The sequence below is a fragment of the Halovenus carboxidivorans genome, from assembly GCF_009831575.1.
GTDB classification, from domain to species: domain Archaea; phylum Halobacteriota; class Halobacteria; order Halobacteriales; family Haloarculaceae; genus Halovenus; species Halovenus carboxidivorans.
In genome coordinates, this window is sequence record NZ_WUUT01000001.1 from 496,689 (window position 1) to 512,297 (window position 15,609).

Here is a 15,609-nt window from a genome sequence, read left to right on the forward strand (position 1 = left end):
AGTGCGATAGCGAGTTTCAGTTTCGTAGACATCGTATCAACCCTCGCAACACTGGATAATAGGCCTTCCGCCACGCATACGAAAAGTTATCATTCGCCACGATGGTGGCGTGGCTCCGAGTCAGAATCCCTCGGTGAACGGCCTGACCAGCCGACGAACCACTCCGGTCACCCCTCCGGCAGCCTGTCGCCCTAGCCCGCTCAACCCCATCTTCTCCTCGTCCAGAGCGTACCGCGGCCGTTCGGCATCCGGATCGACGGCGTAGATTGCTCCGTCCTGCCCCGCGATATCGATCACGTCCCGGATTCGTGAGGGGGTGAGATCACACGCCTCGGCGAGTTCGTCGACCGTCTTCGGTCCCCGTCGTAGTTCGTCGGCGACGAGACTCGTGTGTTGTGTGACGAGCATCGCCTCGGCGCTGCTCAGGTCGTCGTCTGCTCCGCCGGTATCGAGACGCCGACCCTGCACGAAGTCTGCTCGTGCATCGAGGATCAGCCAGAGGCCCGCAGCGACCGCGAGACCGGGCACCAGCAGCCGCACGGTCGTTCCCGACTGTGCGTGTTCGAGCCACAGCCAGGCGGTGCTGCCGGCCGTCACGAGGACGCCGAAACCGACTTTCACCCAGCGCTCGTCGACCCCCGGCAGACCCCGCAGTAGCTCTATCCCCTCCCTGATCGCCACCGCGATAGCGACTCCGGCGAGGATGTCGTAACTCTCGGTCAGCAGATAGACGACCGCCAGCGTCGCTACCCACACCACCACGCTCCGTGCCGAGAACCGGCGTCTGAGGGCAGCGAGTACAGAGCCCATCGTTCAGGGTCTACTCCCAGATCCTTATCAATACAGCGACCAGTTTCGCGGCGAGAAACGAACGAGTCCGGTACGGACGGCTGCTACCGGTCACAGGTCGGGATCGATGATGACTGACTCCCCCTCGTCGTCGACCCGACCGAGCGTGATACTACAGCCCGGACAGGTCACTTCGAGGACGCTCTCGGGAATCTCCTCGGGGACCTCGGCCTTCTGATCGCAGGCGGGACAGTGAAGGGTCTCCGACGGATAGACCCGGGACCGCCCGTCGTCCGACCGGCCGGTGTTCAGTGTCGGGGGCTGTTCCTCGGACTGGTGGTCGTGTCCAGCCGACGACCGCCGTTCGGTTCCCGCGGGGTCGCCGCCCGCCGGTTCCGAGCCGCCGTTGCTCAGTCGCCTGATCGTCCGGGCGATGCGGCGGGCCCGCTGCAACGAATCAGCGACCCCGGTCACGACGTACTCGGTTCTGCGCGTCTCGATTTCGATCTCCGGTGCGACCCCCTCGACGAGTTCCACTCTGTAGATCTGGTCGTGGTCGACGACAATCTCGCGGTCGGATGTCGTCCCGGTCCGTGCCTCGATCACGAGCCGATCTGACTCGACGACGAGCGACAGCGCGATTGCGTCGAGCGTCTCCGCCCCCGAGGAGATGACCCGGTTCGGCTTTGCGATGTACGGAAGTTCTCCTGACATAGTCGTAGCTATCGAGTACGGTCTCAGCGGTCAGCGGTGGCTCGTCGTCTCCGTCGGATGTGTCGGTAGCCCACACAGACCGGCGCTCGACGGGAGCGATACCCCGGCTCAGTCATCGTCCTGTCGACTCTGGTCGAGCTGTTGGTCTCTGGTCTTGACCCCGTCACGGAGCGAGGAGAGCGCCCGATACACCTCCCCGAACTCGTCGTTTCTGTTCGCTTCGAGCTCCGTATCCAGCTCCCCCTCCTCGATCTGCCGTGCTCGTTCCGCGAGCACCCGCAACGAGGACAGCGTCTCCCTGATGAACGCGGCGAAGGTGAACACGATCCCGACGAGAAGAATCAGAAAGATCGTCACGAGTCCAGACAGCAGCTGCTGTCGGGCCGAACTGCCGAGCTCCGGCGCCAGGTTCGTATAGAGGTTTACCGACGCGGCCGCGACAGCCGCGAGCAACAACAGCCCGACGGCCCCGAACTTCTTCCTGTACTTTCCTGTTCGTTTTTTGTCGTTAACCACGACCTAACTAGCGAACCGACGAATAAATATCGTCCGCTCGGGTGGATATTTGTCACAAACCGCCGTCCATCACTGAGAGGCGGTCGGAACGTCGTACGACAGGAACGTGTTCAGCGTGTATTGCCTGAACAGAATAATTGACATCAATCCGACCTTTGCGGCGATATCGAGCGTCGTGATCAGAAAGCTCAGGTCCCCCGCCTGAACGGCACCGAGACCGATGGGACCGAGAAAGTACACCACCGGGTAGATGGCCCACGTTGCGATCGTCAGATCCCGGAGGCTGATGAACAGGCTTCGGGAGGTTCGCGAGGCCCCGATCAGCGCGCTGCTGAACGTCTGCGCGAACAGGTAGACGAGCGCGACGAAACAGATCGTCGAGGCGCTGAATGCGATCCACTGGATCGTCCCGGACTGGGTGACGAACACGTAACCGAGCGCGATCATGACGACGTTCGCGAGCACGGCGGCCAGTTTCGTCGCCCGCTCGACGCCCGCGAGTCTGCCGAGATAGTAGGTGATAAGCGGTGTCGTCACCATCCAGTCGGCGAACCGCAGGGCCTCCAGCCCCACACCCACGTCGACGGTCCCGGACTCGACGGCGTACATGCCGACGTACGCCGTCCCCGCGACGGCCGCGATCACTGGCGGCAGGAAGTAAAACGGCGACCGGATGCTCCCGTTCTGCACGGCGAACAACACGAACAGCACCGCGGCCGTAAAGAACACACTCGCCCCGATTCCGAACCAGACCGCTGCATCAACCATAGCTACCAGTAATACGGCCGTAAAACTCATAAATCCAATCTTCCCGGCGACGTGCTCACCCCGAATCTGCCCGCGTCTCGGGTGCTACCCCGGTCACATGAAGTCGGCAATCCCCGACTGTTTGTTGTTGTCGTTCTCGAAGATGCGCTCGATGCGCTGTTCGAGGATCTGCAACCGCTGTTTCGTGTAGTCGTCGGCGCCGAACTCCTCGGCGACGTGGATTGCGGTGTCCATGTACTTGTTGACGGATCCCTCGTGGACGGTGAGGTTGATATCGCCGCCGCACTCCCGGCAGTCGCCGGTCAGCGGCGCGCGACGGTACTTCTCGCCGCAGTCCAGACACCGGAACTCCTGGCTGGAGAAGGCCTTGAGATTGCCCAGCAGATCCGGCAGGAAGTGGAACTCGATGATCCGCTCGGCCACGTCCGACTCGTCGACGGCCCGGAGTTTCCGCGACAGCGCCAGTTGGGCGTCCATCTTCTCCTCCATCGATCCCAGGGTCTTGTACGCAGACAGATCCGGACCGGCGGCCAGATCGGTGGTGTCGTGGGTGTGATCGAAGCCGGTGTACTGCTGGTCGGTGTCCAGCGTCTCCTCGGCGATGGTCATGATCTCTTCGACCTCACCGGTCTCGGCCATCTCGCGGGTCGACTCGTAGAACTCCCGGGGATAGCTCCGCATGATGTCGACGTTGTGGGCCTCGTCGTCGATTTCGGCGGGGTCGATCCGGGAGGACATCACCAGCGGCGCGTCCATCCGCCCCCCGCGCTGGTCGGGTAGAAAGCTCTCAGAGAAGTTCAATAACCCGTCCAGAAGCAGCATCACGCAATCTTCGTCGCCGTCGCACTGGCCGCTGAAGATGTCGTTTGCAACCAGCGCGTGAGTATCTTCGACGGTGACACAGTAGGTGTGCGAGATGTCGGGCTCAACGTGTTCGACGGAGACCACTTCGTCGAGCCAGACATCTCCGCCGTCGCCGAGTAGCCGCTGCGGTCTGGTCTCGGTACTGGCCAGTGACGCTTCGAGTTGGGTCTGTTTTCGGGGCAGGTCAAAGCCGATACGCGAGGCGAACCGTGCGGCGTTTTCCGAGGTGATTTTCAGCACCTGCGTCTCGAAGGTCGGATCGCCGTCGTAGAATTCCGCGATGGCGCCGGAGTCGTATGTCCGACGCTCCGTGTACGTTTTCGCGGCGATACCGAACCGTTTCAGTGCGCCTCGAAGGTCCGATTCGAGCTCCGTACTGACGGTGTGTGCTCGGACTTCGATTCGATCCGCTGCCGTGCTGCCGTCGCCGGTGAAGTATCCCGAGAGGAACTTCTGGAGTTGCGGCTTCGGTCCACTGAACAACGGCTCGGGGATGCGCTTCGTCTCCGCTCGCGCGCCGAGTTCGAGCACGTCAGTGAACAGCGTCCCGACAAGTCGGCTCGAAGCCGTGATTTTCCACTCGTTTTCCTCGTAGGCGTCGACGCCGAGTTGGTCGTCGAAGGTCTCGGTGACCAGTTCCCGGGCGGGTTCGTCCGGGACACAGATTGTCGTTTGGTAGAACGACCCCTTTTCCCGTCGGGTAAAGCCCTCCGCCGCGTAGTAGCCGAGCAGTGTGGCGAACTCCTCGTCGATGCTGAACCGTCGGTCGATCTCTGCCGTGTCTCGCCGCACAGCGAGCGTGAGATCGTCGGGCAGCGTCTCGACGAGTTCCTCTCGGCTCACGAGGTCGAGAAGCCGAGCGGCCGGGACGCTGTCACGACTCACCCAGTTGTAGACCGTCGACGTACTCACCCCGAACTGATCCGCACACGGACCGACGTACCCTTCTCCGGGCGTATGCTCTCGGAACAGTTGCTTGATCCGCTCGGAGCCGAGGCCCCGGATCATCAGATCCTCGTTCGGGATCGAGTCCGCATCGATGAATGCCGCAAGTAGATCGAGTTCGTACGGATCGCCGTCGTAGCTAATCTCTTTGGGTGACGGAACGGTGTCGCCGGCGGCTATTTCCGTGGCTTTGACGCGTTCCGGACCGTCGGCGTATCGAATCAGTTCGTGGTCAGGAGTGACCGTCAGCGAGCGACCGCCGCGGGTTTCGATCGCGACCATGTGCTCCGGGGCCGGATGCTTCGAGACGGCTTCGATCTGAGCGGACGCCTGCGCTCCGTCGTCCGTGACCGAGGGGACCGAGAGCGGGGTCTCAAGTTCCTGCACGAGTGTCCCGACGTCGTCGGGTTCTGGATCTGTCAGCCGGTCCTCGACGACCGATTCGATCCGCTCGTGGTGCCGGTTCCCGTCTTCGTCCTCGTACCAGATCTTCGTCTCGGGATGGAAACAGTTCCGCCGTTTCGCGGCGTGAAAGTACGGATGAGCGTATCCGACGGCGGCCGACGTGAATCCGATCACTCTCCCGACAGTCGCCGCGCTGGTGTGCGGTGCCATCCCGAAGACGAGTTCGCCGACCAGGTCCTGTCGGTCCTCGAACTCGTAGTACGGCTCCAGCCCGTAGTACTGCTCCAGGAGGTCGTCGACGAAGTCGGCGGTCCGGAGCATGTGTTCGGCCGCGCCGTCGGAGAGCACCACGTCCTGCACCTTGAGTTCGACCAGTTGGTCCTCGTGGCGGAGCGGGTCGCCGCGGATGTCCTCGGTGTAGCCCAGTTCCTGCAGATCCTCGACGGTCACGTCCAACTCCGACGGCCGGACGGCGGTCACCGGCAGGTCGGTCATGTCGTAGCGGACCGTCCCGTCCTTGAACGCCGACACGTCGTGTTTCGCCCGCAGAATACCCTTTTCTAGCGGTTCGGGCGTCTTCTCCTTCGAGGAGAGCCCCTTGACGGCCTTGAGTTTGTCGTACGCCGAGGGGCGCTCACCGACGGTCTCTAACGCCGCGTCGAGTTCCTCGTGGATGTCGAGGGTCTTGGTCTGGGTGGGAGAGGCGAGCGTCTCACAGCGGTCACACTCCGCGCGGCCGGACTCGTCCGGTTCGACTCTGCTCTCACAGTCCGGACAGATGTAGACCGCCTCGGCGACGCCGCCGCAGTCGGGACAGCGCGGCCGGTGGGTGCGTCTCGAACAGTCGACACACTCCCGGCGGCCGACCTCGACCTCCACGTCGCCCTGGGTCCCCTCGACGGAGTCGCCGTGGGTCGCCGCGTCGCCGACGGCACGCTGGCTTCCACCGGCCTCGCCGATGGGGAACAGGGTGTGGACTGCCGGCGAGAGTTCCCGTTCCTCGGACTTCTCCGGCCGGCCCATCCGGTTGCCGATCCGGGTCGGCGCGCGCTCGCGAACCTCGAAGGGAGCGACCTCGTTGATCGCTTTGATCGCGTTCTCGCCGTCGGCGTACTCCCGGGCCTCGGCGCTGAGGTCGGCGAGGTCCCACGTCCGTTCCAGCGTCTCGTCGAACCCCAGCGTCCGGACGAGCGGCCGCCAGACCGGAATCTCGACGGTGTCGCCCTGCTGTGTGTGCTCGACCAGCAGCGCTTCGAGCACGCCGCGAATCTCCGCGTCGCTCTCGATCACGAGCGTCTCCTCCCCGTCCGGCGAGCCAGCGGTGGGCTGTCGCGTCGCGCCGTCCGCGAGTGCCACCTCGCCGTCGGCGACGGCGTCAGCGAGGCGGTCGACCTCCGCGACGCTCACGTCGTGCCAGAGGTACGTGTACTCGGGATGCAGCGCCACGTCGTACTCCTCGGTCCACTCCAGCGCCCGCTCGGGGCTGGGGTGTTCGAGGTCGACGGCTACGTCGTCGCGCATCGCCTGCACCGACGCGCCCGCTTGCTCGAACTCCTGGACCCACCACTCGTAGACGTAGGAGGCCGGCGCGAGCGGGTGGTTGTTCTCGACGAACTCGCCGTAGTTGACGAGATACTCGCCGAGGTCGAGGATCTTCTCGACGCCGTTGCGGATCTCCAGCGCCTCGTCGGCGTCGTTGACCTGGCGCACGTCGCCGTTGGCGAGTCGCACCGTCGGCCCCTCGATGGAGTCGACCGGAACGATCCCCGCGGCCTTGCCCGGTCGCTCGGTTTTGACCTGGGTCCCCGTCGCGAGAAAGTCGTCGACGAGGTGCATCGTCGCGGGGTGGATGCCGGCGGTCGCGTGGCCGTGATTGCGCGCACGCCCGTACCGGAGCCTGAACCCGCCGGTTTCGCTGGGGTGTGAGAAGACTGGCCGGCCCGCGATCAGGTCCTGCAGGAACTTCTTGGATTTCTCCGCGCGCGGCGGGCCGTCGGTGGTTTCCTCCTCGTCCGCCTCATCTTCGCTCTCCTCCGCGTCGTCGCTCTCGTCGGCCGCGTCCGTCTCTTCGTCTGTGTCTCCGTCGCCGTCCCCGTAGTTGCCGTCGATGAGATCCTGGAGCCACGGCCACTCGACCTCGTCGAGACTGCGGGTGTACCGCTGGATCTTCGGCGCCTTGAGCGCGATTCCCTCGCCGAAGACCAGACACATCCCGCCCCGGGCGGAGTTCGTGTCGACGCGTTCGAGGTCACGAAACCCCGAGACTTCCTCGTCGCCGGTCGCCTCGCCGTCGAGCATGATCGGCATGTTGCTGGCGATGAACTTCGCCTCCTTCTCCTTGGGCGCGTACTGCAGGCCGGTCTCGCTGTCGTACAGTTCCACCTCCTCGGCGTAGCGGTTAATCTCGTCGTCTCTGGGCTTGTACTCGTCGATATCGAGCAGCGTCCGGGCGTAGTCCGCGACGAGCACAGACAGCGCCTGTGCGGTCCCGCCCGCCGACCGAATCGGACCGGCGTAGTAGATGTTGATGAACTCGGTGCCGTCGTCGTTCTCCAGCAGTTCGACCCGGTCGATCCCCTCGATCGGGGCGGCGACGACGCCCTCGGTGAGCAGCGCGACGGCCGTCCGAACCGCGCCCTCGATTTTCCCTTCGCGGGACTCGTAATCGCCGACGGTCCCCTCGACGAAGTCCTCGACCAACTCCAGGGCGGCCTCCTCGCGGGAGAACTCCCCTTCGAGTTCCCGCACCCGCTCGGCGACGCCGTCGATACCGAGGATGTTCTCGACGCGGTCGGCCATGTCCCGGGCGGTCGGAATCTCGACTTCAGGCGTGGGGTCGCCGCCGCGCTCGCGCGCCTCGTTCGCGACGGCCATCGCCCTGTCGAGTTCCGTCTCTAACTCGTCGAAGTACCGCTCGTCCTCGGGTCTCATCGCCTCACAGGCCCCAGAGATCCAGGTCGGTTACCTCGTCGTGTTCCCGCTCCAGGGTGGTGTCGAACTCCCGAACGTAGAGTTCGCCGGCGAAGGTCGTCGCGGTGTCGAGATGGCCCGCCACGGTGGTGCCGTCCGGCCGCGAGAGCGCGACGTGGGTGTGTGCGAACCGCTCGTCGTACAGCCAGGAGATGTTCCCTACCGCGGGAACGACTTCCAGTGGCTCGTCGAACTCGATGTCCTCGTACTCCTGGCTCTCCTGATCGTAGAACTGCAGCGTCGCGTCCTGGACCGCGCCGAGGCCATAAAAGAAGGCGGCGTCGATCCCTTCGTCGTCGGCAAAGTCTTCGATCTGTCCGCGCCAGTCTCTGCCGTGTTCGAGGCGTGCGACGTACTCCCGTGCACCCTCAACTTCCTCGTAATCCATGTTGGGATTCGAGGAGAGCGAAGGTCAAAACTGTACTGGTCACCGCCGACACGGTCGGCCCTCACAGACTCCCCGCGAGTTCGAGACCGAGTCTGATTCCGACCGCCGCGACGATCGGTATGGTGAGGTTGTCGTCGATGACGTAGCCGCGGATGATCGGCTTGACGCCGTCGGCAATCGTCCCCGCGAGACCGCCGCAGACGACGACAATCGGCGTCGTGTAGTAGAAGGGCGCGGTGATGGCCGCACTGACGACGAACATCGCGAGCAGCGCCTTCGGTCGTTTGACGACGCGCAACTCCTCGCCGCCGACCGTCCCGCTGATCGGATCGCCGAGCGTGAGCATCAAAATTGCGGGGACGGCGACCTGTGGCTCGAAACTGACGGCCGTAACCGTACTCGAGAGCATGTAGAGGACGTACCCCGCGATGTTGTCCTCCTCGTACTCCCGGATCAGGTGGGTGAACAGCCACACGTCCAGCCCGACGATCAGCCGGAGCGATTCGAGCACGATTGCGCCGCCGGCGAACAGCAGATACAGCGCCCTGGCCTGGCCCCACGTGATGAGGTTGAGCAGATACAGAAGCGGGATACCGGTGCCGCTCGCGTGGACGAGCCGGCGGCCGACCTCGCCGCGGAGCCGTTGTTCGATCCGGCTGAAAGCGGTGGGTGCGGAGGACATCCTGTCTCAGAGACTCTCGAACGATTCCCTCCCGTCGCGTAGCGCGAGCAAGGTCTCCTCCAACTCCTCGATTGCGACTCGCTTCTGGTCGGTGCTATCGCGCTCTCGCACCGTTACCGTTCCCTCCTCGAGGGTGTCGTAGTCGACGGTCACGCAAAACGGCGTGCCGACCTCGTCCTGCCGGCGGTACCGTCGCCCGATGGCCCCGGAGTCGTCGTAGGTCACCTCCAGGCCGGCGGCCCGCAGGTCTCGGGCCACCTCCTGCGCGCGTTCTGCGAGGCCGTCCTTGTCCATCAGCGGGAAGACCCCGACGGTCGTCGGCGCGGTCTCCGGTGGCAGGGAGAGATAGGTCCGCTGTTCGCCGTCGACCTCGTCGTCCTCGTAGGCGTGCGCCAGGACGGTGTAGATCAGTCGATCTACGCCGAAGGAGGGCTCGACTGTGTGGGGGGTCACGTGCTCGCCGGACTCGGTGACCTCCTCCACCGCGAAGCCGGTCCGCTCGACGGGAATCTCGTAGCGCTCGCCGTCGACGGTCACCTCGACGGTGTCGCCGTCGAAGGCGTCGGGGTCGCGTTCGGCCAGCGCCTGCAGTTCCTCGCTGATCGCGCCCGCCGCGCCGCCGAACTCCGGACCGAGATAGCTCATGTCGGGGTCGACGGTCGGCTTCTCGACGGTGACCGGTTCGTCGTACTGCTTGAAGACGGAGTACTCCTCGCCGGAGTGTTTCTCGTGTTTGGCGAGGTCGTAATCGCCCCGGTAGGCGAAGCCGGTGACCTCGATCCAGTCGCCGTCGATTTCGGTCTCGGCGTCCCAGCAGTCCGAGGCGTAGTGTGCCAACTCGCCCGGCAGGTGCTGGCGGTACCGGAACCGGTCCATGTCGACGCCGATGCGCTCGTACCAGCCCTTCGAGATGCCGAGGTAGTAGGCGATCCAGGGGTCCGCGACGACGCCCTCGTCGACGGCCTCTCTGACGGTCAACTCCTGCACCTGCCCGTCCTCGGCCTGCTGTTGCTCGACGGAGTACAGCGGCAAGAGTACGTCTTCGACGCGTTCGATCGGCGGTTCGTCCTCCTCGGGATCGATGAAGTGTTCGAGTTCGGCCTGGGTGAACTCCCGGACCCGGACGAGGGCGTTCCGGGGGCTGATCTCGTTGCGGTACGCGCGGCCGATCTGTGTCACGCCGAAGGGCAACTGGTTGCGGGCGTACTCGGCCAACTGCGGGAACTCGACGAAGATGCCCTGTGCGGTCTCCGGCCGGAGGTAGCCGGGCGAGGAGCTACCGGGGCCGATGTTCGTCCCGAACATCAGGTTGAAGTCGTCGATCGGTTCGCCGGCGAGGGCGGCCCCGCAGGTGGGGCAGTCGATCTCGTACTCCGCGAACAGGTCCTCGACCTCCGCAATCGGCAGCGCCTCGGCGTCCTCGACTTCCGATCCCGGTTCGTCCTCGACGAGATGATCCGCGCGGTGGCTCTCGCCGCAGTCCGGGCACTCGATAATCATGTCGTCGAAGCCGTCGAGGTGGCCGGAGGCCTCGAAGACGGCCTCGGGCATCACGGTCGGCCCGTCGATCTCCATGTGGCCCTCGCGGGTGACGAACCGGTCTCGCCAGGCCGACTCGATGTTCTCCTTCAGCGTCGCGCCCTGCGGGCCGTAGGTGTAGAAGCCGGCGACACCGCCGTACGAGCCAGAGGACTGCAGGAAAAACCCTCGCCGCTTCGCCAGTTCCGTCAGGCGGTCGCCTTCGCTCATTGGATCGCCTCCAGCAGATCCATGTCCTGGACGATGCCGGCCAGGCGGCCGCTGCTGGCCAGCGGGATCTGCTCGATGTCGTGTTCGATCATCTGCTGTGCGACCTCCTCGACCGGCCGTTTCCGGCTGACAGTCACCACGTCGGCGGTCATGAACTCCGAGACGTCCTCCGCGGGAATCTCGACGTTCCGGGTCGGCATGTAGCGGTTTCCGACCGCCTTGATCCCCTCCCAGGCCCACTCGTCGTCCTGGTTGGCGATGGACTCGCCGGTGTCCTCTTCGCCTTCGACCACCCGGGCGACCTCGATGATGTCGACTTCCGTGAGCACGCCGGCCATGGCGCCGTCGTCACCGAGTACCACCGCGTACGGGACGCCCGCGAAGGACAGTTCCCGCTCGGCGACCGGCAGCGGTGCGCCGCTGTAGACGCAGTTCACCTCGTCTTTCGCGACATCCCCGGCGGTGATCCCCTCGCCTGCTTCGCCGTGTGCGATAGCCCGGACGATATCGGTCACCGTGACGATACCTTCGAGGGTCTCGCCGTCGACGACCGGCGTCCGGCGCTCTCCGGTCTCCGCCATCTGCGCGGCCACCTCCGCGAGCGTGGCATCGAGCGTCGTCGTCGGCACCTCCTCGGCGAGCAACGCGAGTTGGTCCTCGTCGGGGCGTTCGATGAGCGCCTTCCGGGAGATGATTCCCCGGTAGATTTCGCGACCGTTCTCGATTTTGATCGCGGGGACGGAGGAGAACTGACGATCCTGCAGATACTCGAGGACATCGTCACGGGTGCCCGGAATCTCGACCGTCACGACATCCTCGGCTGGCGTCATGATATCTTCGACGTTCATACTTGCGTCTATTCCTCGCCCCACCCACTAAGTACTTACACTTCTCCCCGGACGGGGACGGGCCTGTCCCCGCACCGAACCGGGAAACCGCCGTCTCAGACCCCTTTCGGCGCTGCTTCTCTCAGTATTCTCATGTTATCTGTTGTCTCTATGTGATGTTTTACCAACTATTGTCCGACAGACGGCATGCACTCCAGCGGTTTCAGTCGCCAGATCTCACTATTGATTCCGATACGTTTATGCTTGGTTGTTACATACTCTCATACATGGAGTCGGATACTGTTGTCCAGACTGCGGGGGAAGCGGACTCGGAAGTCATGGCCGCCATCGAGGATGGCTCACGGGAAGAGTTCATTCTCGCGGACATCAACACAGACGACGCGTTCGTGACGATGCCGCTCGAGGAGGCAGCGTCGCTGCCGGCCTGGCGGTAACGGGGGGTACACTTTCTGTCGTGTGCGGGTACGTGTCACGTTCACAGGCGTGTCTCCAGAAAACAAAGGTTATCTCCCCGCCACGGTTTGTAACGCGCATGAAGGTACTCGTCACCGACCCGATTGCGGAGGCTGGCATCGAACGGATACGCGAACAGGGCCACGAGATCGAGAAGGCGTACAACCTCTCTCAAGAGGAACTGCTCGATGCCGTCGTCGACGCGAACGCCCTGATCGTCCGCTCGGGGACGGAGGTCACCCGCGAGGTGCTCGAAGCCGCCGAGGAACTGGTCATCGTCGGCCGAGCCGGGATCGGTGTCGACAACATCGATATCGAGGCCGCGACGGACAACGGGGTCATCGTCGCCAACGCGCCGGAGGGCAACGTCCGGGCGGCCGCGGAACACACCGTCGCAATGACGTTCGCGACGGCCCGCTCGATTCCGCAGGCCCACGAACGCCTCTCCGACGGCGAGTGGGCCAAGGGTGACTTCCTGGGGACCGAAGTCAACGACAAGACCCTGGGCATCGTCGGCTTCGGCCGGGTCGGTCAGGAAGTCGCGAAGCGACTGAACAACCTCGGGATGGAACTCGTCGTCTACGATCCGTACATCAGCGAGGAACGCGCCGAGCAGCTCGGCGCGGAGCTCGTCAACGATCTCACGGAGTGTCTCCGCGCGGCTGATTTCGTGACGATCCACACGCCGCTGACCGACGAGACCGAGAACATGATCGGCGCCGAGGAACTCGCACAGCTCGAAGGCGGCTACGTCATCAACTGCGCCCGCGGCGGTATCGTCGACGAGGAAGCGCTCGCCGAGGCCGTCGACGACGGGATCCTCAGCGGCGCTGCGGTCGATGTCTTCGCCAACGAACCGGTCGAACGGGACAACCCCCTTCTGTGGGTCGAGGATATCATCGTCACGCCACACCTCGGTGCCTCGACCGAGGCCGCCCAGGAGAACGTCGCCACCGAAACCGCCGAACAGATCCTCGCGGCCTTCGAGGAGGAGCCGGTGATGAACGCCCTGAACGCCCCCTCCGTCGACGAGAGCTCCTTCCCGAAAATCGAGCCGTACATCGACCTGGCGGACACCGCCGGCAAGATTGCGGTCCAGTTGTTCGACCAGCGCGTCGAGGAAGTCGATGTCGAGTACTTCGGTGACATCGCCGACGAGGACGTTGATCTCGTCACCGCCAGCGCGCTCAAAGGCGTCTTCGAGCCCCTGGAGTGGCAGGTCAACGCCGTCAACGCTCCCCGGGTCGCCGAGCGCCGCGGCATCGACGTGACCGAATCCAAGTCCCGCCAGAGCGAGGACTTCCAGTCCCGCGTGACCGTCACGGTCAGCAACGACGAGGACAGCGTCAGTGTCTGTGGCACGCAGTTCGTCGGCGACGACTCCCGCATCATCCGGATCGACGGCTACCGCGTCGACGCGATTCCCCACGGCCACATGCTCGTCGCACGCAACGAGGACGCTCCCGGCGTCATCGGCTTCATCGGCAGCGTCCTCGGCGAGGCCGACATCAACATCGCGGGGATGTTCAACGGCCGCGAGACCATCGGCGGTGAGGCGCTGTCGGTCTACAACCTCGACGACCCGGTCTCGGAGGAGGTCCTCGAGGAACTCAACGCCGACGACCGCGTCATCGACACGAAGTACATCTCGCTGAACGGTCGGTAACGCCCGCAGAACAGCCTACTTTTCGTCCGTTTCGTTGCTGTCGATACCGACCTCGGGTCGCTCGAGCAGTCCGTCGAGGCCGTCCTCCGGCGTGTCCGGACGGCCGACCATCGTCCTGACCGTCTCGCCGGGCGCGACGGTCGCCTCGAAGGTCAGCCGCTCGCCGAGTCGCCACCCCTCGTTGAGCGGCTGGTCCGCGAGGGCGTCGGCCTCCCCGAGCACCGGTTCGCTGATGGTGATCTGTACCGGATCGTCCCGCGCGGATTCGATCTCGTACGCCGTCACCGGAGCGTCGAGCGTGTCGTCGACGTACTTTTTGACGATCACGTCCTCGCGGGCGACGGTCTCGCTGTGTTCGGCGCGGCTGATCACGTCGCCGACGATCACCGACCAGACCTCGGTCTCGCTGCGCCGGTCGAAACCCGGCATGTCGGGCTCCTCCTCCTCGTCTTCGTAGAGTTTCTCGATGGGGGCCTCCTCGACCTCGAACTGCTTGGCCCAGTCTGAGGTGAACAGCACGTACAGCCCGCCGGCGAGGACCCCGAAAAACGTCACCGCGGCCGCCGGCAGCACGAGAAACCCGAAGGGGCTGGTCTCGGGCGTCCCCAGGGGGCTGTCTTCGACCGTCGAGTTGGTGGTCGTCCCCGGCGAGAGCGTCACGTCGGCGCCGGATTCGAGCGCGTACAGTCCGCTGTTCTCGCTGCCGATGTAGAGCCGTCCGCCCGCGACCGCGGGCGAGGCCGAAATCGTCCCCAGGAGCTCGGTACTCCACCGCTCGTCTCCCTCCGTGGTCAGCGCGAACACGTCGTTGCCGAAGTTCGTGACGTACACCGTGCCGTCGACGACCGCCGGCGTGGAGTTTATCTGGCGTCCGGTGTCGAACCGCCACTGTTCCTCGCCCGAATTCACGTCTACCGCGTGGAGGAACTGATCTCTGGCCCCGACGTAGACGTAGTTCGAGGTCGCCGCTGGGGCTGCGACGATCGCTCCGCCGGTCTCGTATGTCCACTCCTGTTGACCGTTGGCGCTGTCGAGTGCGTAGACGAACCCGGCCGCGCTCTGGACGGCCGTGACGTAGACGGACCCGTTCGCCACCACGGGGGTCGTCTGGATCTGTCCGTTCGGGACGATCCGCTCCCACTTCTCCTCGACACCGCTTTCGGTCTCCGTGAGTGCGTAGACGAGACCGCCCGTGTTCGCGGCGTAGACGGTCACGCCGCCGTCGGTGACGACCGCGGGTCCGCCCCGAATCTCCACGTCGTCGGTCGTCTGTTCGCCCGTATCGAACGTCCAGAGCTCGGAGCCCGCCTCCGCGTCGATTGCGTAGACGGAGCCGTCGGTGCTCGTCGCGTAGACGGTCCCGTCGTAGACGACCGGCGCACCGCGAACCGCCCGCTCGGTGTCGAACCGCCACTGTAGTTCGGCGGTGTCCGTGTCGATCGCTCGGACGGTTCCGCTCTCGTTGCCGACGTACACCGTCCCGTCGGCGACCGTCGGGGGCGCTTCCGAGGGCGCACCCAACCCGACCGGCCAGCCGTCGACCAGTTCGCCGGTCGTCGCGTCGACGGCGTAGAGGTTACCGTCTCGGTTCGCGGCGTAGACCACCCCGTCGCTGACGGCGACGCTGGCGCGGTAGGCCTCCTCGGCGTCGAGATACTGCCACGACCCGCCGGGGTTTTCGGTCACCCCGGTTCCGTTGGGATTGTGTCCTGTGTGTGTCCGGTCGTAGCCGAAGGTCGGCCACTCCTCCGCAGTCGACTGCTGGGCGCTGACGCCATCGGCGACGGCCGCTCCCACCGCGGCCGTCCCGATCGTACCCAGCAACTCCCGGCGCGTACATCCCGAGTCCATT

At 64.9% G+C, this 15,609-nt stretch carries 12 protein-coding genes; 2 read left to right on the top strand and 10 right to left on the bottom strand.

Annotated features, from left to right (window positions below):
* Window positions 1-120 precede the first annotated feature (120 nt).
* The 9 genes from GRX03_RS02440 to GRX03_RS02480 all read right to left on the bottom strand — a co-directional run bounded on the left by GRX03_RS02440 (window position 121) and on the right by GRX03_RS02480 (window position 11,638).
* A complete protein-coding gene (locus GRX03_RS02440) occupies window positions 121-810 on the bottom strand; it encodes a hypothetical protein (RefSeq protein WP_159762593.1) in 690 nt (229 codons plus the stop codon).
* Window positions 811-900: 90 nt separating this feature from the next.
* A complete protein-coding gene (locus GRX03_RS02445) occupies window positions 901-1,503 on the bottom strand; it encodes a hypothetical protein (RefSeq protein ID WP_159762594.1) in 603 nt (200 codons plus the stop codon).
* Window positions 1,504-1,611: 108 nt separating this feature from the next.
* Window positions 1,612-2,019 (bottom strand): HAMP domain-containing protein, encoded by a 408-nt coding sequence (locus GRX03_RS16840; RefSeq protein WP_159762595.1) that lies wholly within the window; start codon window positions 2,017-2,019, stop codon window positions 1,612-1,614.
* 69 nt (window positions 2,020-2,088) lie between these two features.
* Complete coding sequence (locus tag GRX03_RS02455) at window positions 2,089-2,787, bottom strand: bacteriorhodopsin (RefSeq protein WP_159762596.1); 699 nt, start codon at window positions 2,785-2,787, stop codon at window positions 2,089-2,091.
* A gap of 93 nt (window positions 2,788-2,880) precedes the next feature.
* Entirely contained in the window at window positions 2,881-7,932 is a 5,052-nt protein-coding gene (locus GRX03_RS02460) for a DNA polymerase II large subunit (RefSeq protein ID WP_159762597.1), read from the bottom strand.
* 4 nt (window positions 7,933-7,936) lie between these two features.
* Window positions 7,937-8,359 (bottom strand): PPC domain-containing DNA-binding protein, encoded by a 423-nt coding sequence (locus GRX03_RS02465; protein ID WP_159762598.1) that lies wholly within the window; start codon window positions 8,357-8,359, stop codon window positions 7,937-7,939.
* Between the two features lie 61 nt (window positions 8,360-8,420).
* Window positions 8,421-9,041 (bottom strand): diacylglycerol/polyprenol kinase family protein, encoded by a 621-nt coding sequence (locus tag GRX03_RS02470; protein WP_159762599.1) that lies wholly within the window; start codon window positions 9,039-9,041, stop codon window positions 8,421-8,423.
* Between the two features lie 6 nt (window positions 9,042-9,047).
* Entirely contained in the window at window positions 9,048-10,790 is a 1,743-nt protein-coding gene (glyS, locus tag GRX03_RS02475) for a glycine--tRNA ligase (protein ID WP_159762600.1), read from the bottom strand.
* Window positions 10,787-11,638: a CBS domain-containing protein gene (locus GRX03_RS02480; RefSeq protein WP_159762601.1), complete on the bottom strand. Its 852-nt coding sequence runs from the start codon at window positions 11,636-11,638 to the stop codon at window positions 10,787-10,789. Before GRX03_RS02480 ends, glyS begins: the two co-directional genes overlap by 4 nt.
* A gap of 266 nt (window positions 11,639-11,904) precedes the next feature.
* Between GRX03_RS02480 and GRX03_RS16480 the strand changes: the two genes are divergently transcribed.
* Together GRX03_RS16480 and serA are read left to right on the top strand one after the other, a co-directional pair.
* Window positions 11,905-12,072, top strand: coding sequence for a DUF7556 family protein (locus GRX03_RS16480; RefSeq protein WP_201289158.1), 168 nt, complete (start codon window positions 11,905-11,907; stop codon window positions 12,070-12,072).
* 98 nt (window positions 12,073-12,170) lie between these two features.
* The gene (gene serA, locus GRX03_RS02485) at window positions 12,171-13,757 is read left to right on the top strand and encodes a phosphoglycerate dehydrogenase (protein ID WP_159762602.1); all 1,587 of its coding nucleotides are present in this window, start codon (window positions 12,171-12,173) and stop codon (window positions 13,755-13,757) included.
* 15 nt (window positions 13,758-13,772) lie between these two features.
* Here serA and GRX03_RS02490 read toward each other — a convergent pair whose 3' ends face one another.
* On the bottom strand, window positions 13,773-15,608 hold the full coding sequence (locus GRX03_RS02490) for an outer membrane protein assembly factor BamB family protein (RefSeq protein WP_159762603.1): 1,836 nt from the start codon (window positions 15,606-15,608) through the stop codon (window positions 13,773-13,775).
* Window position 15,609: the final 1 nt, after the last annotated feature.